Below are 19,058 nucleotides of genomic sequence, written 5' to 3' on the forward strand. Positions count from 1 at the left end.
AAGCCATTCGTATCTATCAGGATAAAGAATTCAGCAGCTTCTCTGCTTCGGAACGCTGCGCTTCATTTCCTTCACGAGCTATTTCACCTAGAATTTCGCGCGCACCTTCAGCATCATCCATTTCAATGTACGCACGTGCCAAGTCTAACTTGGTTTCATTCTCGTCAGCACCATCAAGTAGATTTAGATTATCTAAAAGATCTATGGCTTCTTCATAGGAGTCAGACTCGTCAAGCGCAATGTCATCATCAGTACTTGCGAGGATATCATCTAACTCGTCATCCAAGCCCATTTCCAAATCATGAGCGATGTTCGCTGTTAATTCTTCTTCAGTCTTTTTACCTGGTGATGTTTTAGGCGCTTCTGCATCATCAACCGTCTCAGCATCATCTAACTCAAACGCCAAGTCGTTAGACAAAGCCTCTAAATCATCATCCAAGGTTTCATCTTCAGCTGCGTCAAAATCGGCTTCTGACAAGGAGAACTCAAGCTCATCCATGTCATTAGCGGCCGAAACCTCCTGATCCTGATCCTGATCCTCTTCCGTTTCGGCTGCATCACTCAATGCTAAATCACTGAAGTCCAGCAAATCCTCATCATCGACCTCAGGATCGGCATCGGAGACCCGCTCATCAAGCGGATCACGTTGCGCAATATCATCAATTGAGAACTCAAGATCTATATCATCATCCAAAGATGCATCCGAGCTACTCTCGTATGTATCTAACGCATCAGGCGCATCGGTGATGTCCATCAAGTCATCGAGATCCATCTCTTCAAGGCTTTCGTCACTAGCCTGTATTTCTTCGGACTCGTCATCGTTAAACTCTAACTCATCGAAGCTTTCCGCCGCTAACGCATCGAAATCCGTTTCACTGACGTCATCAACCTCCGATGTATTTTCGATCTCTGGCTCTACTACCGCCGATAAATCAAATTCTTCATCAATCACTTTAACGTCATCGACAGGGTCATCATCGAGGTTCAAGTCCAAATCTAGATCCATATCAAGATCTAAATCTGCAAAATCGTTTTCTTCTCCTGAGGTGTCTAATTCCTCTGAGACAAACTCCGTGGCCTCTTCTGCAGCGGCGACTGGCGCATCCTGCTGCTCTTCTTGTGCTTGAGCAACTGCGGCACCTGCAAGCGCTGTCGCTGCAGCGGCTGTGGCTACTTTAGGGATTGTATCCGAATCCGAAGTGTCATCTTTGACTGCAACGTTGTATTTTGATGATTTAGCTGCAGCATTTTTACGACGTCTACCCACCAGCAAAGCCGCAATCGATGCCAACAAGGCTGCAATGGATATCCCGCCTATTCCATACAGCATAAAGAGCTTAGCTGACTCTTCACGCCCTTCAGACGACACATTTTGCTCGACAAGCGCTTGTAACGCAGCCAAATCCTGATCTTTCAACTCAAGCATTCGCTGCATTAAAGCCAACTGGTCTTGAACCGATTCCAGCTGTTCATTTAGATCTATATTCTCACGCTCAAGCTTATCAATTGTTTCAAGCGTGAACATTAACTGCTGTTCAATCTCGCCACTGCGCTGCAGGAGGCCATCAACACTTTGAGCGGTTGTATCGGGTGCTTGGGCAACAGTTCGCTCTTGATCACCTGCAACCGCGGGTTGATCAGATGTAATACGCTGATCCAAGTCAGGCGTCACAATGCGCAGTTCCGCCTCTGCTGTCGGCACCACAGACTGAGCTTGGGCAACTTCAGATTCAACACGCTCCGTTGCTTCAACTGGAGTCGTCGGTGCATCTGTCGGTTCAGCTGTTGCAGCGACTTGCGATACGGACTCAACCGGAGTGGTTGTACGGCCACGCAAACGCCACAGGTCATTCTGCCTTGCGACTTCAAGCGATGCTTCACGTGAGGTTAATGTACCTACTTCCGCAGCTGTCGGAATTGACAACACTGTGCCAGCTGACATCATATTGATGTTACCTGACGGAAACGCTTGCGGATTCTTGCGTTGGATCGCCAACATCATCTGATCTGTTGAAATCGAGGCATCTGGCTTAAAGCGGTTAGCCAAGACCCAAAGAGTATCACCTCGTTGCACTTGAATCTGACTAGGGTCAGCGGCACGAGTCGTCGGAGCAGGAGATGGAGCAGACGCTGGTGTATCGGCAACAGGTGAAGGCAACGGCTGAGCAGGACGTGCAGGCTGTGCCGGAGTAACGGCAACCGAGGGCGATGTGGAAGCCGCTGGCTGTACACTGCGAGCGACAGGTGCAGGATCAAATGCGGGAGGATCCAGTAACACTGTGTACTCTCTGACTAAGCGTCCACTTGGCCAGTTAACCTCCAACAAAAAATTAAGGAAAGGTTCTCTGACCGGGTCGTTCGAGGTCAAACGTATAACGCCAGTTCCATCCGGTGAGGCATACACTTGAAATCGAATATTATTGATGATGCCAGAGCGATTTAATCCCGCTAACGAAAAATCATCTGCATTTGCCATTTTGGGTTGGATTTGCAATGGCGACAGATCATTCAACTGCATCAACCGAATCTCTGCATTCAGAGGCTCGTTTAAGGCGGATTTGATATTGATCTCACCAAGTCCCAACGCGTGGGCATTCGGCATCCCAAGTACCCCGGCAACAGCGAGGCTTAAGGCAAGTTTTCGCAGCATCTGATTTCCCTCATGATCCGCAACCTGTGTTTAAATATCAGAAAAAACAGAAAGTTGCATCCAAATTTATAGCTTAGTATTATTGAAAACCCTATCCACGGTCAAGCAGAGTAACGATTTCCTCTGCAATCTGTACGGCATTTAGGGCTCCACCCTTCCTTAAGTTGTCTGTTACCGCGCACAATGCAAACCCCGTAGCGGAGTTTGGTTCAACTCTCAAGCGCGATACAAAGACTCCATCCTGTCCAGCCGCATGTGTCACTGGCGAGTACAATTCGCTTTTCGAGAAGGTTAAATCCGGTACTTTACCCAGGATTTCAGCCGCCTGATCAAGCTCAATTGGATGCTGACACTCAGCATGGATCACAACACACTGCCCGTAAAACAGTGGCACTTGTAGAGCACTCACCATAACCTCTAATTGATCATCATTGAGCAATGACTGAACTTGACTGACAATACGTTGCTCTTCTAACGACTCCCCAGAAGCCGATAAACCACCCGCTGCTGGCAAAATATTAAAGGCAATTTGTTGACCAAAATACTCGCCTTCAGCAGGCCTGCCATTGAGCAAGCGAGATGCCTCAAGCGCCAAGGCCTCAACCCCTTCTCGCCCGGACTCAGCAACCGAATTGAGGCAAGTCAGATTCAAACGCAAGACCTTATACTTTTCATTCAAAGCGGATAGCGCCATTGCTGTCACAATCGCTGCAGACGACGGGCTGACAATATACTCATTGCACATTGCCGCCGCATCTTGATTACCAATGCTGGGCACCCAACAGTTTGATAAATCGGCATCATCGCTTGGACACAAGTCAATAACCGTTACTTTTTCATTGAGAAGCTGCTGTAAGTCCTGATTTGTTAACCCTGCAGGCTTGCAGTTAAACAAAATACCAACGCCAGCTAAATTGGTTTTCTCTAATGACCGAATACGCGTTGCATGCCCTTTAAACATAACACTACGCTCAGTCATTTCACCAACATCCGCAAGCCGAATATCGGTTACTGGGAAATTTCGATCTGCTAATATTTCCAGCAAATTTTCGCCCAAAAGCGTTGATGCACCGACCACTGCTACCGCTATACTCATGTAATACTCATAATCCTAAATTGTCGCAAAGACATAACGCTAATCTAATGTAATAAATCATAATTTACTATGATTATTGCGTCACAACAAAGATAAACGCTATAAACAAAGCAGCCCGAACAAATCGGGCTGTGAATAGGTCACCTATTAATCAGGCATTATGCCTGAATTAATATCCGAAGCATACGGCGTAGGGGCTCTGCGGCTCCCCACAATAACTGATCACCGACACTAAATGCATTTAAGTAGTCAGGACCCATCTTCATTTTACGCAAACGGCCCACTGGAATACTTAATGTGCCCGTTACTTTCGTTGGGCTGAGCTCTTGGACTGTGATATCACGCTCATTAGGCACAACCTTTACCCAATCGTTTGCTGAAGCGATCATGTTTTCGATTTCATCCAGCGGTACATCTTTTTTCAGTTTGATCGTAAAGCCTTGACTGTGGCAGCGCATTGCGCCGATACGAACGCAGGTACCATCGATTGCGATTGGGTTTTCAGAACGACCCAGTATTTTGTTGGTTTCAACAAATCCTTTCCATTCTTCTTTGCTCTGCCCATCGGCAACGGCTTTATCAATCCAAGGAATCAGGGAGCCCGCCAACGGCGCACCAAAATTATCCGTGGCAAACACTGGGCTGCGCATCGCCTGCGCAACTTGACGGTCAATTTCTAAAATCGCCGATGCAGGGTTATCAAGCAGCGACTTAACGGAGGCATTCACCTGCCCCATCTGCGTAATTAACTCACGCATGTTTTGAGCGCCCGCACCGGATGCCGCTTGATAGGTCATGGAACTGACCCATTCAACCAGATTTTCTTTGAAAAGTCCGCCAAGGCCCATCAACATCAACGAAACCGTACAGTTTCCCCCCACATAGGTTTTAATCCCTTTTGAGAGACCTGACTCAATGACATCAAGGTTGACTGGATCCAAAATAATAATGCTGTCTTGGTCCATACGCAGGGTGGACGCCGCATCGATCCAATACCCTTTCCATCCGGCTTCACGCAGCTTGCCATAGACTTCCAGGGTGTAATCGCCGCCTTGGCAAGAAATAATCGCGTCCATCTGCGCAAGTTCGTCAATATTGCGAGCATCTTTCAGTGCGGGGATGTCCTTGCCGATATCTGGGCCTGGTTTTCCTGCTTGAGATGTCGTAAAGAACACAGGCTCGTCAATCAGATCGAAATCCCGCTCCTCAATCATTCTCTGCATCAGTACCGAACCGACCATACCACGCCAGCCAACAAACCCTACACGTCTCATTCGTGCCCCCAACTAATAATAAAATTTAAATAACGCAAAAAAGCGGTAGATACTCTACCGCTTACCTACTCACGCATCATCAAGCTTGCAAGGCCTTTACAACCGCCTCGCCCATTTCAGACGTACTCACCCGCACCATACCCTCTGACATGATATCAGCTGTGCGTAAGTTTTGATCCAACACTTGACTAACCGCAGCCTCTATTTTATCCGCAGCCGCGCCTTCTCCAAGAGAGTATCGTAACATCATAGCGGCAGAAAGGATGGTTGCCAACGGATTTGCGATTCCTTGACCTGCTATATCCGGTGCCGATCCATGACAAGGCTCATACATACCTTTGTTGTTTGCATCCAATGACGCGGATGGTAGCATACCGATTGAACCTGTCAGCATTGCAGCTGCATCAGACAAAATATCGCCAAACATATTGCCCGTTACCATCACGTCAAACTGCTTAGGTGCCCTTACCAACTGCATAGCGGCGTTATCCACATACATATGGCTTAATTCAACATCCGGGTATTCAGCTGAAAGTTCATTCATAACCTCACGCCAAAGCACTGTGACTTCTAGCACGTTGGCTTTATCGACAGAGCACAGCTTTTTATTGCGCGCTCGTGCGGCTTCAAACGCTACACGCCCAATTCGACGAATTTCGTTTTCATCGTACACATACGTGTTAAAGCCCTCACGAACACCACCGTCTTTAGTGCGATAGCCTCGTGGCTGGCCAAAATAAATGCCGCCTGTTAACTCACGTACAATCAGAATATCCAAGCCTGACACAACTTCCGGCTTTAACGTGGATGCATGCGCTAGTTGCGGATACAGTATTGCAGGGCGCAAATTGCCAAACAATTGTAAATTAGAACGAATCCCCAAAAGGCCTTTTTCTGGACGGATCTGGAAGTCTGGGTTCGTATCCCATTTAGGTCCACCAACAGCACCTAAAAGAATGGCATCGGCTTTTTGAGCGGCATCCAGCGTCTCTGCTGGCAATGGAACGCCAGTTGCATCGATAGCCGCTCCCCCAACCAGTGCTTCAGACAACACCAGCCCTAATGAGAATTGCTCATTAACGGTCTCCAAAACCTTACGCGCTTCTGCAACAATTTCTGGCCCTATGCCATCACCCGGTAAAATCAGTATCTGCTTAGACATGACGCAAAGAATCCTATATCAATCGTGAAAAATTATGAAAACAACCAAGGAGCCGTTTCTTTCCGTTTCTGCTCATACTCGCGAATCGCGTCTGCATGCTCTAGGGTCAAGCCAATATCGTCTAGCCCTTTCAACAAGCAATGTTTACGAAAACCATCTATCTCAAACCCTAAAGCGCTTCCATCTGGCTTTACCACCTGCTGGTTTTCGAGATCAATCGTCAGTTGATACCCTTCATTCGCTTCAACTTCAACGAAGAGTTGATCGACGTCTTTTTCGTCGAGGATGATGGGTAAAAGTCCGTTTTTAAAGCTGTTGTTAAAAAAGATATCTGCATAACTAGGAGCAATAATCGCTCGAATGCCAAAATCCTCTAAAGCCCAAGGCGCATGCTCACGACTTGATCCACAGCCAAAATTCTTACGCGCCAATAAAATACTGCAACCTTGATAGCGCGGTTTATTTAAAACAAACTCTGGATTCAAAGGGCGTTGACTGCAATCCTGATCTGGCTGTCCTTCATCCAAATAGCGAAGCTCATCGAATAAGTTTGGACCAAATCCAGAGCGTTTAATCGATTTCAAAAACTGCTTTGGGATGATCATATCCGTGTCGACATTCGCACGATCTAAGGGTGCAACAATGCCTTGATGGGTTATAAACTGTTTCATATGCGTGCTCCTTAGGCATTATTCACTTGGCGAACATCAACAAAATGACCTGCAATCGCAGCAGCGGCAGCCATTGCAGGACTGACCAAATGCGTCCGACCGCCAAATCCTTGCCGCCCTTCAAAGTTACGGTTGGAGGTCGATGCACAATGCTCACCAACACCGAGCTTGTCTGGGTTCATCGCCAAACACATAGAACAACCGGGCTCACGCCACTCCATTCCAGCGTCCAAAAAGACTTTATCCAATCCTTCCTGTTCAGCCTGAGCTTTCACCAAGCCAGATCCAGGCACTACCAATGCCTGCTTGATGGTGCTCGCGACTTTTTTTCCTTTAACAACCGCCGCTGCCTCACGCAGGTCTTCGATACGAGAGTTGGTGCACGAACCAATAAAAACACGGTCCAATTGAATATCCGTAATTTTTTGCTTCGGCTTCAAGCCCATGTAGTGCAAAGCTCGCTCGGCACCTTCACGCTTAACGGGATCGTCCATTTCAGCGGGATCAGGAACACAATCCACAACAGAGGTCACCATTTCGGGTGAGGTTCCCCAGGTGACTTGAGGCTGTATATCTTCTGCACGAATGACAACCACTTCATCGAACACTGCATCGTCATCAGAAACCAACGCTTTCCAAGCCGTAACGGCGCTCTCCCAATCCTGAGCCTTTGGCGAGAATGGGCGGTCTTTTACATACTCAAGGGTTTTTTCATCCACCGCAACCAATCCAACACGGGCACCGGCTTCAATGGCCATGTTACAAATGGTCATTCGGCCTTCAATTGAAATGCTACGGATGGCTTCTCCGCCAAACTCGATTGCATAGCCTGTTCCACCGGCGGTTCCAATAACTCCGATGATATGCAAAATAACGTCTTTAGCCGTCACACCTAAGCCTAACTGACCATCAACACGAACCAACATGTTTTTCATTTTTTTGGTAATCAAGCATTGAGTCGCTAGTACATGCTCGACTTCAGACGTGCCGATCCCGTGTGCAAGCGCGGCAAACGCACCGTGTGTCGCCGTATGGGAATCCCCACAGACAACCGTCATGCCTGGCAAGGTTGCTCCCTGCTCAGGCCCGACAACATGCACTATCCCTTGGCGGATATCGTTCATTTTAAATTCGGTAATACCAAAGGTATCGCAGTTATCATCCAGGGTTTTCACTTGGATGCGTGACACTGGATCAACTATACGATCAACCCCGCCAGAGCGTTCGGTCGTCGGCACGTTATGGTCTGGAGTTGCGAGGTTTGCATCAATACGCCAAGGCTTACGTCCTGCGATGCGCAACCCTTCAAATGCTTGCGGAGAGGTTACTTCATGCAATAAATGACGATCAATGTAGAGAAGCGCGCTGCCATCTTCATTCGCGCGCACCAAGTGATCATCCCATAATTTGTCGTACAGCGTCTTACCGGCCATCGCAATCTCCAAGACAGGTTTAAAATAGTTATAGCGGAATACTAATTCACTCCGTTACAATAAACAAATTCATAATTTTTATCTTATTCATTCCTAAAAGGAATACAAAGGCACGGATCATCTCCATGGACAATGCAAGCCTAACAGCCTTCGTTACAGTTACTGACTGCCAATCCTTTTCAGAAGCCGCTGATCGACTATATTTGACGCAATCGGCCATTAGCAAACGCATTGCTCTGTTAGAAAGCCAACTCAATTGTCGCTTATTTGATCGAATCGGACGGCACGTCATGCTCACCGACGCAGGCCGCCATTTATTGCCAAAAGCTCGCGAAATATTACTTGCGATCAAGGATGCAGAACGACTTGTTTCGAATTTAAGAGGCTCCGTCAACGGCCGTCTTTGCGTTGCCGCCAGCCATCATATTAGTCTGCATAGACTCCCCCCCGTGCTCAAACACTATGTCGCTAAATTTCCAGAGGTTGAGCTAGACTTACGCTTTGATGAGTCTGAGCTGGCTTACGAAAGCGTATTGCGCGGTGACATTGAACTGGCGTTAATTACCCTTGCACCTGAGCATGATGCTCGAATTATTTCGCAAGTCATTTGGCAAGATCGACTTTTCTATGTCGCATCGCAACAACACGTGTTAGCAAAAGAATCTAGATTAACCTTGGATAGACTGAGCCAATACCCCGCCATTTTACCCAGAAGCAATACATTTACTCACCAACTCGTTCTTAAGCAGTTTTCAGAGCATAACCTTGAACCGAGTGTACACATGAGCACAAACTACCTCGACACCTTGCGCATGATGGTATCCATCGGACTGGGTTGGAGCTTACTACCTGAGACGATGATTGATGATACTTTAGTACGTTTACAACTGAATGTAGAACCCGTTGAACGCCCCTTAGGCTATATTTATCATCGCAATCGAACCCTGTCGAATGCTGCACTTGAGATGATTCAGCTTCTTGAACAAGCCCGATCATAGCCCAGCCTATAAAAGTATTCATCACTATTTGATAAACACATAGACAAGCCCAATGAATAAAAAAACGCTCTTAGGTACAATAAAAACACACACCAAAGCAGTCAGAGGAAGCCGTTTGTGACAGATGATCTGCACACATTGATTCAACAATGGTTGACGATGCAACAACAAGGCACCGTCTCATCGGATGATCCATTGCTGGATTGGTCTCGCCTCATGACACGTTTACAGCAAAGCAGCTGGGAGTATTTACCTGAGCAACATGCTGAACTCATCAGCTTGATGACACAGGAGTCCATTGAGTTCACACGCTTTGCCAGTCAACTGATTCTGCAAAACCACACTCTGCAGGATATACAGGGGTTCGTAAAAGGCTTTAAAGAGCACATTAGCCAACTGAGCCGGGATTGGATTTTAAAGCGCTGGCAAATTCCTGAGCAGCTTCATGCGCTCATCCACACCAGCCAACTTACCTTTCAAGGCTTAGGTGAACAACCTATGCTGCAAGGGCTAAATACGCTACTTGAATCCAATGCTGAACACTTAACGTTAAAACAACAACGTTTAATTCGCGAAGGCACTCAGCTGCTTTACGACTATCAAATTGCATTTGGGCAATACGCTGAGCTTTTTGATCAAATTAATCAAAGCGCCATCAAAGGTCTTACGGATAAAATCGATAGCGCACCTGAGCCGATTAACAGTCTCAAAGCCCTACACGAAGCCTGGACACATGCCTACGAAAAAGAGTATGCAAGCGTGGTTGCAACGGAACACTACCAAACCACCTACGGGCAGATTAGCAACGCCTCTTTTGCCCTACGCGAGTTCTATCAGACGTTTCGTAATGAACAACTCGCTCAGATAGGTATTGCATCCGAAACCTCTCTAAGCTTAGCATTTGAGCACATACACCGCTTACGAAAACACGTAAGGCAATTAGAAAAAGAATTGTCTGTGATTCCCGAATTGCAGCGATCATTATCCGAGCTACGCTTGGAGATTGATCAACTCAGGAACAACTCGAATGACTAAAATTCAGCTTGATGCTGAGACATTAAAAAACGAAATACTCGAATTCAATCAAGCCCTGATTGACAGTTATGAAGTATTAAAGCGGCTACCAGAGGTTAAAACCGGACAAACCCCTTATCATGTGATTTACACGATTGATAAAGTCCAACTCAAGTACTTTGAGCCTAAAAAAATAGACCCATCACTAACCCCCTTAGTGATGTGCTATGCCTTAGTGAATCGCCCTTACATGCTTGACCTAACCCCCGAGCAGTCTCTGATTCAGTCGCTACTCGATCAGGGCCAACCGATTTATTTGATCGATTGGGGCTATCCAGATGCCAGTGACCGTTTTTTGGATCTCGATGACTACATTCTTTATTATATGGATGCCTGTGTTGAGGCAGCACTCAACGCCACAAAGACAACTCAACTCGGCCTACTCGGGGTGTGTCAGGGTGGAACCTTTAGTCTGTGCTATACGGCACTCAACCCACACAAAATTGACCGACTGATCACAGTCGTCACCCCGGTTGATTTCAGCACGGAGGATTTTACGCTCAGCCGATTGGTTAAACACGTCGATGTCGACCTCGCCGTTAAGACGTATGGCAACATTCCCGGCAGCTTACTAAATGAAACCTTTAATGCGTTGCTGCCCATGCGCCTTGGCGTCCTTAAGAATTTACAAATGCCAAAAAACTTAAGCACAGCCTCAACAGCTGTTCGCTTTTTAAGTATGGAAAAGTGGATTTACGACAGCCCCGATCAAGCGGGCGAAGCCTTCCGATCTTTTTTGAAAGACTTTTTTCAACAAAACAAACTCATTCAAAAGACACTTGTCATCGGTGATCACACCATTGATCTCAAGCGAATTCATCAACCTATTTTAAATATTTATGCATCTCAAGATCACTTGGTTCCCCCCTCTTCTTCGATGGCACTTAAAGGGTTAACAAGCAGTTCAAACTATCAAGAACGAGTATTCAATGCAGGACATATTGGTATTTTTGTTAGCCCAAAACACAATCTGACGTTAGCGGCAGAAATCGCAGGGTGGATGCAAAATTAAAGCGAATTGCCATAACCTTAGTGTTATGGCAGTTTCATTTACTTCGCTGGCTCGTCCTTTACAGGAGCGTCGTTAGCGCCTTCTTTAGGCGAGCCTTTTTTAGCGGCTTGCTCAGCCTGATAATCAGACTCACGCAAATTGGGATTAAACATTTTCCATACTGCAAGGTTTTGATCGGCAATGCGGTTCATCATCGTTAAAGGGTTTGCAACACCCATCATATTTTGCATTTGATCACGAATGCGGTCCTGATGTTCAAGAAAGGCCGCTATGCTTTGTTCGAGATACTGACTCATCATACCTTGCATACTGTCGCCATAAAAACGGATCAGTTGCTGTAAGACCTGATTGGTCAATAAGGTGCCGTGCCCTTCAGCCTCTTGCTCACTGATGATCTGCATTAGGATATTACGAGTTAAGTCCTGACCCGTTTTTGAATCTAACACTTGAAACGCTTCTGACTTTAAAACTAAAGCTTTGACATCCTCCAGAGTCACGTAACAACTGCGAGATGTATCGTACAATCGTCGATTGGTATATTTTCTCAGGATACGCATGCTCGGCTCCTTAACTTGATCACTACTCACTTAGATTCCCTACCATCAGACTCGGAACCCATGCGAGAATACTGGCTCATCATATTCATTAATAACCTTTGAAATCCCTCTAACGACCCAACCCCTGTTGCCATAAACGGTTTGAATAGTGTTAAAGGATCATACCCTTCAACACCGGCTTGCATTCGGTCACGTATTTGCTGCAACATCTCTTCATGAAACCCAGATACATCAGGCAAGCCTAAGCTTTCCCTAAGCTCTTGCGGGGTCATTTCGATGTCAATTTTAAACTTCATTATGAGCGCCTCTAGCGTTTAACTGCATAAGCTTCAGATAGTTACTTACACTATAACAAGAAACCTCTAAGAGTCCAGCTTAAGCACCTTTTCGGGGCGAATCCACACCCATGCTAAGCCGAATCCGAGCAAACTCACCATGGCTGCAATGTAAAAGGTTGCACTGCCCATCACCCCCCATAAAACACCGGATAGAATGGCACCTGCTGCCCCTCCGGCACCAAAGCCCGCACTTGAGAATAATGCCTGCCCTCGCCCCTGTGTTGATGGACTGAAATAATGACTAACCAGTGCAATTCCAACCGCATGTAAGCTGCCAAACGTAGCCGCATGCAGCAACTGAGATAGCATCATTACCCAATACTCCTGTGAGAATAGCCCGATCAACATCCAACGTAACACGCACAAGGCTAAACTTATCAACATAACGAGTCGCAAGCTAAGATGCTTAAAAATCCAAGGCATCATCCAAAACAGTGCCACCTCAGCCAGTACACCCACCGCCCAAAGCCAACCCACTTGAGCCGAGCTATATCCAAGATCCAGCATCATCAATGAGTAAAACGTATAGTAAGGCCCATGACCTAACTGTATGAGAAAAAAGATAAGAAAAAATACTTGGACCTGAGGAATAAACATAATATGGCGCATGGAACGTGTGTCGTGGTGATCAGCGCCAGCAACCTCTTTGGCTGGCTTAATCAGTAAGCTGTTTAACCAAATCAACAGCATGATCATCAACAAAATCCAAGGAAGAACACCTATCTCGACAACTTCTAATAAAGCGCCAATCATCAATACGGCAAAAATAAACCCCACAGACCCCCATAATCGGATGTGGCTGTATTTGGCTTTATCTTTACCGAGCAGTTTCAAGGTCAACACCTCAAATTGCGGTAAAACGGCATTCCAAAAAAAGCTAAATGCAAGCATGGTCAAGCCAACGCCAAGGGCCGTACCTTGCCAAAAAATAGCAATGAACACGATCCATGCCATTAACGCACCGAATTGCACAACCTTTACACGCTGTCCCGTATGATCCGCAATCCAGCCCCAGAGGTTCGGCGCAAATATTCGAGAGATGTGAAGCGTTGCCATCAGAAGCCCAATGGTTTGCGCATCAAAGTGAAGCGATTCTAAATATAAGCTCCAGTAAGGGACTAGCGCTCCAAGAAGCGCAAAGTAAAAAAAATAAAACCCAGATACACGTAAATAAGGCATAGAAGGCTACATTGTTGACTAGCAATTGCGTTAGAGATACAGGAACCCCATGACTTTTTCAACACAATGCCCCCCTATCCACAGCTCTAGTGGATTGATTTATCACATTTTCGAATTTCTTTTCTCAAAATTGTTATGTTATAACAAATATAAATAATAACCGTATATTACATATCAAGGAGTCACATGCTTACATCACAGAAACATGCGCTTGTCGTTAGTGCTCATTCAGCAGACTTTGTCTGGCGAGCCGGAGGTGCCATAGCATCACATGTCAAACAAGGGTGGAAAGTTAAGGTCATTTGCTTGTCATATGGTGAGCGCGGAGAGTCTGCCAAACTCTGGCGGCAAACAAATATGACATTGGAAAAAGTTAAATCCGTACGACAAAATGAGGCAGAACGCGCCGCCAATATTTTGGGAAGCGATATCGAGTTTTGGGATATCGGCGACTATCCTCTGCAGATCAATAATGACATCTTATTCAGATTGGTTGACCTGTACCGGACCTTACAACCGGAGTTTGTATTGAGTCACTCGTTGCATGACCCTTATAACTTCGACCACCCACGTGCAATGCAGCTGGCACAAGAAGCACGCATTATTGCTCAAGCCGAAGGCCACCACCCCGGTGAACAAGTGTTGGGCGCTCCTCCGATTTATGCATTCGAACCGCATCAACCAGAGCAATGCCAGTGGGAACCAAACACATTTTTAGACATCAGCGATGTATGGGATACAAAGCTCGAAGCCATTAAGTGCATGGAGGGCCAAGAGCATCTATGGGAGTATTACACTCGAGTTGCCCAGCAACGTGGTGTTCAAGCGAAACGCAATATTGGCATTACGAGCAAACAGGATATTCGGTTTGCGGAAGGCTATATGAAGCTGACTCCCTCTGTTGTGAGCTCGCTTTAATCACTAATGACAACTCAACAAAGAAGGTCTAATATGAGTTAGAGAAAGGTTTAAAAAGCGATTTTTTCTAGTATAGAAAAATGGCGGTCCAATTTAGATTTCAAGACAACTGGACCGTCACAATCACACGTCATAACTTTTTAAGCAACTCACGCCCCACCCAATACTTAGCAAACTGCTGTGCTACACGGCCATTGCGAACGCCACGCCCTTGCGCAAAACGCACAGCCTCTAACTGTAATCCTTGACAAAACTCAGGGGCTAGTCCATGACTTTGACCTAATCGCTTGGTCCAATGTTCGGCGGCTCGCAAATAGGTTGCTTGATCGAAAGGATAAAAGCCAATCCACTCACCAAACCGATCCGATAAGGATATCTTTTCTTCAATCGCATCACCTGGGTGTAGCTCACCGTTCACCCATTCGGTTTGCAGATTGTCCGATGCAGCCTCGGGCAACAGATGGCGTCGATTGGACGTGGCATACAGAAGCACATTGTCCGGTGTCCGCGATAAAGCGCCATCCAATGCACTCTTCAAACGTTTATAACTGACATCATCCTCCTCAAAGGACAAGTCATCACAATAAATAACGAAACGCCAAGGTTGATCGGCTAAAGCATTCAAAATATAAGGCATCTGGATGAGATCTTCACGATCAACTTGGACCAATCGCAACCCTTGATCGGAGTATGCTTGCAATAAAGCTCGGACAAGTGAAGATTTACCTGTACCGCGTGCTCCCCACATCAACACATTATTGGCAGGTAGCCCATGCAAAAACTGACGCGTATTACTGACAACACGCTCACGCTGAGACTCAATCCCGATCAAGTCCTCTAGACTCACGGGGCTGCTTGTTACAACAGGTATCAGAGCTCCCTGCCCTCGTTCCACTCGCCAAACGGCGGCACACTGAGTTGACCAGTCAATTGAAGGGGAATCGACAGGCAAAGCCGCTTCAAGTGCAACTGCAATTCGATTCAGGAAAGAATGTAGTTTTTTCATACTCAGGAAACCTGCTGATAAAGAATCCAACGGGACTCTTAAACGTCGTTAATCTTTACTATTTGTGTTCGTCGTAAACAAACTCTACGCCCACTGGATTAGGCCGTCATACCGGTTATGAGCCTATTACCCAATCTGCATCCGCCGTTTCAACTCCCAAAATAGCGAGTATCTGATTTTGCCCTGCCAGCAAAATTTGCTGTTGCTCCTGCTCATCCGTAATACTTCTAGCGATACTGACGGCACCAATCATCGAAGCGATAATTGCACGCGACTTTTCACTGATAGTGTTTTGATCAGCGGCAAATGGCAGCTTGTTTAATCTTGCCAAGGCTGTAATTCGCTTTTCTAACACGCTTTTCATATGCTGGTAAGCCTGCTCATAGAGCTTGCGGATTTCAATTCGCTCGCTGCCAATTTCATTGAACAATAGGGTTTCCGGCCCCGGTGTACTTTGCTCTTTCACTGCAAGAAGATTGAGATAGTCGGTTATCAGTGACGTCAAATGTCTAACCGCGAAGGGCCCCTTTGCTAAGCGCGCGACACGGCTACGCTTGAAAGTCTCCAGTATAGATGCATTGAACAAAGCCTCCTTCGACTCAAAATGCGCATAAAAAGCACCATGTGTCATCCGTGCCAACTTCATAATTTTACCAATGGACACTTTTTCAAAGCCGTAGCGACAGAAAAGCTCGGTAGCCGAAGCCAAAATGCGCTCTTTAGATTGAGACTTATGTGCTTTGGAATAAGACACTTACCAACCCCACCCTATAAATATTATCTTGATCATATATTGGCCGAGATTATATTGCATCTATTACCACCAAATGGAGATATGGCAATGAGTTCACCGATTGTAATCACAGGCATGGGAATCGTCAGCCCTCTCGGCATTCATGTTGATGCTGTATGGCAACGACTTTTATCCGGTGTCTCTGGTATTCTCCCTATTGAACATTTCGACACCTCCGACTTTCCCGTTCAAATTGCGGGACTGGTACCAAGTCAGTTGCAGGACCCGAAGGGGGGTTAGACGAGCTGTCCGTTATCGGCATCAAAGAGCGTAAAAAAATGGATAAATTTACCCTTTTCACACTCGCTGCCGCGCAAGAAGCACTGAAGCAGGCTGGCTGGCACCCACAGTCAGAAGAAGACAAACAAAGCACGGCGACAGTCATTGGCACTGGCATCGGTGGGTTTCCGACGATTACAAATGCTTATCAGACGCTGATAAGCCGCGGATATAAAAAAATATCGCCCTTTACTGTCCCCTCATTTCTGGCCAATTTGGCGGCTGGTAATGTATCCATCAAATATGGTTTCAAGGGACCCATTGGTTGCCCAATCACAGCCTGTGCTGCAGGATTGCAAGCGATTGGCGACGGCATGCGCCTTATCCGTAGCGGCGAGGCAAATATTGCGCTCGTAGGTGGCGCTGAAAGCTGCGTCGACCCACTCGCTCTGGCCAGTTTTCATGCGATGAAAGCCCTATCAACGTTAAATGAAGTGCCGCAGGAAGCATCACGCCCATTTGATCGAGAACGCGACGGCTTTGTCATGGGCGAAGGCGCTGGCTTACTCGTTATCGAAACGCTTGAACATGCCCTTGCACGTGGCGCCACACCTCTCGCCATGATCAGTGGTTACGGCACCAGTGCAGATGCGCACCACATTTCCTCAGGGCCGGAAGATGGATCAGGAGCGGCAGCGGCCATCCACCGTGCACTCAAAATGGCAGGACTTCAACCTGAAGATGTGGATTACATCAATGCTCATGCTACCTCTACGCCTGTCGGTGACAATGCAGAAATCGCTGCGTTACGAAGTGTTTTCGCCGAGCGGCTACCTCACATCCCAATCTCGGCGACTAAGTCAGCCACTGGACACCTTCTCGGAGCAGCTGGTGGAGTTGAAAGCATTTTTACAGCGCTATCAGTCATGGAAGGAAAACTTCCACCCACATTGAATTTGCAGCAAGCCGATCAAGGCATGGAAGACCTAGACTTAGTGCCTGACTTGAATCGTCATCACGAAGTAAAGCATGCTTTGTGCAATGCATTTGGCTTTGGCGGGGTCAATGCGGCACTGATCATCAGCCGTTTATAAGACACTGAATACCGACGTGAAATAAAATTAACCAAACATTAGTGACAGCATTTTAAGCTTAAGCGCTAAAGTCATCATGGGTGAAATGCAGTGGGGTCAATAGCCACACATTAAAGGCTTACAACATTTTCGGGCTTTAATAAGCCCGAAAATGTTCACGATTGCACAATTATGCTTTAAAAACTTCAACAGGAGTGAAGTAATAAAAGTCACTGTGTCTCAGTCTTTTTTGTGAGCATGAGTAGTTTTCGATTAATCCTTAAGACCAACACACATGCAACACCTAGCGCCATCAGTTCTGCGAGCGGGATGGTGATCCAGACACCCTCAATACCCATAAATTTGGGTAAAAGTGCCACACCAATCAAGACAAATACGACACCACGCAATGCCGCCACAACGATCGAACTCATTGCTTCGCCGAGTGCCGTAAAATAAGCCGTAATCAGTATATTGAGGCCATTCATTAAAAACACGAATGCGGATATATGCAGACCCGCCAATGCGATCTCAAACACACGTTTGTTGCTTAAATCAAAAAACAAACCCAGGGCATATTCACCAAACCCTTGCAATAGGATAAACACACTAATACCTATCCCGAAATTCACCAAAGCCGCAAAACGGAAAATACGTTTTACGCGCTCGTAGTTTTTTGCACCAAAGTTATAGCTCAATACTGGAATCAATCCATCTGAAATACCGAGAAACAGTAGTATCCCTACGAAATTGATGTAATTAATTGCCGTGAACGCCGCAACGCCATCGGCACCCAGCATTTTAACCACGGTTAGATTGATAATCAGTATACTGATTGCGGCTGCGAGTTCAGATACTCCTTCGGAGGAACCGTTATAAACGGCTTTGATCAACAAAGGCATACGCATACGCCCTTTGAGCATCGATAAACGCTGCTTGACGTTGAAAGTCAAATAGGCGGACATCCCAAGTCCGATCGAAAACGCAATCCCTGTTGCCAAACTTGCCCCCATTGTGCCCATATCGGTGCCTAGAACCAAATACAAACTCAGTGCAACGTTGATGATTACTACCGAGGTCATAATCATCATCGAAAACTTGGGATGCCCCAGCGCCTTCAACATAACATCTGAGTAAAAGCATAAGGTGATAGGAAGAATGAAAGGAACAAGCCCTTTGAAGTAAGCCAACGCATGGGGCAATAGACGCTCATCCGCCCCCAAATGTTGCGTTAAGGGTTCTGCAAACATCAGTAAAGCACCTGTAGAAACCAAGCTAACCAGTACCAACGACCAGAAACCTGTTGTCATTGCATCTTGAGCTTTTTCAATATTCTGTTCACCCAACCCCATGCTGACAAGCGTTTGACTGCCAATACCCACAATCAATGCTATCACCATAATTGCACTAAATAAGGGTAGAATAATATTGACGCCACCCAATGCATCAGACCCAAGATGGTTGCCTACCACAATCCCGTCTATCAGGTTTTGAATTCCAAAGAATAGCATCGTCACCACGCTGGGGAGTGCATACTTAATAAACAGGCTACTGACAGGTCCCTGTTCCAATAAATGTTTATTGTCTAAATTGCTTTGCATGTGT

Annotated in this window: 18 protein-coding genes; 6 read left to right on the forward strand and 12 right to left on the reverse strand. The window is 46.4% G+C overall.

The genetic code is table 11. The annotated features are described in order from the left end of the window. Nucleotides 1-16: 16 nt before the first annotated feature. The 6 genes from D791_RS14105 to leuC all read right to left on the reverse strand — a co-directional run bounded on the left by D791_RS14105 (nt 17) and on the right by leuC (nt 8,286). On the reverse strand, nt 17-2,650 hold the full coding sequence (locus tag D791_RS14105) for a FimV/HubP family polar landmark protein (protein WP_036512973.1): 2,634 nt from the start codon (nt 2,648-2,650) through the stop codon (nt 17-19). 91 nt (nt 2,651-2,741) lie between these two features. After that, nucleotides 2,742-3,746, reverse strand: coding sequence for an aspartate-semialdehyde dehydrogenase (locus D791_RS14110; protein WP_036512976.1), 1,005 nt, complete (start codon nt 3,744-3,746; stop codon nt 2,742-2,744). Between the two features lie 158 nt (nt 3,747-3,904). Further along, entirely contained in the window at nt 3,905-5,020 is a 1,116-nt protein-coding gene (gene asd, locus D791_RS14115) for an aspartate-semialdehyde dehydrogenase (protein ID WP_036512979.1), read from the reverse strand. A gap of 79 nt (nt 5,021-5,099) precedes the next feature. After that, nucleotides 5,100-6,182, reverse strand: a complete 1,083-nt coding sequence (leuB, locus tag D791_RS14120) for a 3-isopropylmalate dehydrogenase (RefSeq protein ID WP_036512982.1) — start codon at nt 6,180-6,182, stop codon at nt 5,100-5,102. Nucleotides 6,183-6,214: 32 nt separating this feature from the next. Continuing rightward, on the reverse strand, nt 6,215-6,853 hold the full coding sequence (gene leuD / locus D791_RS14125; protein WP_036512985.1) for a 3-isopropylmalate dehydratase small subunit: 639 nt from the start codon (nt 6,851-6,853) through the stop codon (nt 6,215-6,217). Between the two features lie 11 nt (nt 6,854-6,864). Next, nucleotides 6,865-8,286, reverse strand: a complete 1,422-nt coding sequence (leuC, locus tag D791_RS14130) for a 3-isopropylmalate dehydratase large subunit (RefSeq protein ID WP_036512988.1) — start codon at nt 8,284-8,286, stop codon at nt 6,865-6,867. A 125-nt stretch (nt 8,287-8,411) separates the two neighbouring features. Here leuC and D791_RS14135 point away from each other — a divergent pair, with 125 nt between their 5' ends. The 3 genes from D791_RS14135 (at nt 8,412) to phaC (ending at nt 11,370) form a co-directional block, all read left to right on the forward strand. Continuing rightward, nucleotides 8,412-9,284: a LysR family transcriptional regulator gene (locus D791_RS14135; protein ID WP_036512991.1), complete on the forward strand. Its 873-nt coding sequence runs from the start codon at nt 8,412-8,414 to the stop codon at nt 9,282-9,284. A 117-nt stretch (nt 9,285-9,401) separates the two neighbouring features. After that, entirely contained in the window at nt 9,402-10,319 is a 918-nt protein-coding gene (locus D791_RS14140; protein ID WP_036512993.1) for a poly(R)-hydroxyalkanoic acid synthase subunit PhaE, read from the forward strand. Further along, nucleotides 10,312-11,370, forward strand: coding sequence for a class III poly(R)-hydroxyalkanoic acid synthase subunit PhaC (gene phaC, locus D791_RS14145; protein ID WP_036512996.1), 1,059 nt, complete (start codon nt 10,312-10,314; stop codon nt 11,368-11,370). The genes D791_RS14140 and phaC overlap by 8 nt, the downstream gene beginning before the upstream one ends. Before the next feature lie 38 nt (nt 11,371-11,408). Here phaC and phaR read toward each other — a convergent pair whose 3' ends face one another. The 3 genes from phaR to D791_RS14160 all read right to left on the reverse strand — a co-directional run bounded on the left by phaR (nt 11,409) and on the right by D791_RS14160 (nt 13,444). Continuing rightward, the gene (gene phaR, locus D791_RS14150) at nt 11,409-11,927 is read right to left on the reverse strand and encodes a polyhydroxyalkanoate synthesis repressor PhaR (RefSeq protein ID WP_036512999.1); all 519 of its coding nucleotides are present in this window, start codon (nt 11,925-11,927) and stop codon (nt 11,409-11,411) included. Between the two features lie 26 nt (nt 11,928-11,953). After that, nucleotides 11,954-12,223 (reverse strand): DUF6489 family protein, encoded by a 270-nt coding sequence (locus tag D791_RS14155; protein ID WP_036513002.1) that lies wholly within the window; start codon nt 12,221-12,223, stop codon nt 11,954-11,956. Between the two features lie 66 nt (nt 12,224-12,289). After that, entirely contained in the window at nt 12,290-13,444 is a 1,155-nt protein-coding gene (locus tag D791_RS14160) for an MFS transporter (protein ID WP_036513005.1), read from the reverse strand. A 186-nt stretch (nt 13,445-13,630) separates the two neighbouring features. On the opposite strand from D791_RS14160, the gene D791_RS14165 reads away from it, so the two are divergent. Beyond that, on the forward strand, nt 13,631-14,362 hold the full coding sequence (locus D791_RS14165; protein ID WP_036513008.1) for a PIG-L deacetylase family protein: 732 nt from the start codon (nt 13,631-13,633) through the stop codon (nt 14,360-14,362). 130 nt (nt 14,363-14,492) lie between these two features. On the opposite strand, the gene D791_RS14170 is transcribed toward D791_RS14165, so the two are convergent. After that, on the reverse strand, nt 14,493-15,368 hold the full coding sequence (locus tag D791_RS14170) for an ATP-binding protein (protein WP_036513011.1): 876 nt from the start codon (nt 15,366-15,368) through the stop codon (nt 14,493-14,495). 115 nt (nt 15,369-15,483) lie between these two features. Continuing rightward, nucleotides 15,484-16,122, reverse strand: a complete 639-nt coding sequence (locus D791_RS14175; RefSeq protein WP_036513014.1) for a TetR/AcrR family transcriptional regulator — start codon at nt 16,120-16,122, stop codon at nt 15,484-15,486. Between the two features lie 87 nt (nt 16,123-16,209). Here D791_RS14175 and D791_RS21855 point away from each other — a divergent pair, with 87 nt between their 5' ends. Both D791_RS21855 and D791_RS14180 read left to right on the forward strand, forming a co-directional pair. Beyond that, nucleotides 16,210-16,401, forward strand: a complete 192-nt coding sequence (locus tag D791_RS21855; RefSeq protein WP_337588663.1) for a beta-ketoacyl synthase N-terminal-like domain-containing protein — start codon at nt 16,210-16,212, stop codon at nt 16,399-16,401. A 20-nt stretch (nt 16,402-16,421) separates the two neighbouring features. Then, complete coding sequence (locus D791_RS14180; protein WP_337588667.1) at nt 16,422-17,474, forward strand: beta-ketoacyl-ACP synthase II; 1,053 nt, start codon at nt 16,422-16,424, stop codon at nt 17,472-17,474. A 209-nt stretch (nt 17,475-17,683) separates the two neighbouring features. On the opposite strand, the gene D791_RS14185 is transcribed toward D791_RS14180, so the two are convergent. Next, the gene (locus tag D791_RS14185) at nt 17,684-19,054 is read right to left on the reverse strand and encodes an MATE family efflux transporter (protein WP_036513017.1); all 1,371 of its coding nucleotides are present in this window, start codon (nt 19,052-19,054) and stop codon (nt 17,684-17,686) included. Nucleotides 19,055-19,058 lie beyond the last annotated feature (4 nt).

This window comes from Nitrincola nitratireducens (assembly GCF_000585235.1).
Classification (GTDB): domain Bacteria; phylum Pseudomonadota; class Gammaproteobacteria; order Pseudomonadales; family Balneatricaceae; genus Nitrincola; species Nitrincola alkalisediminis.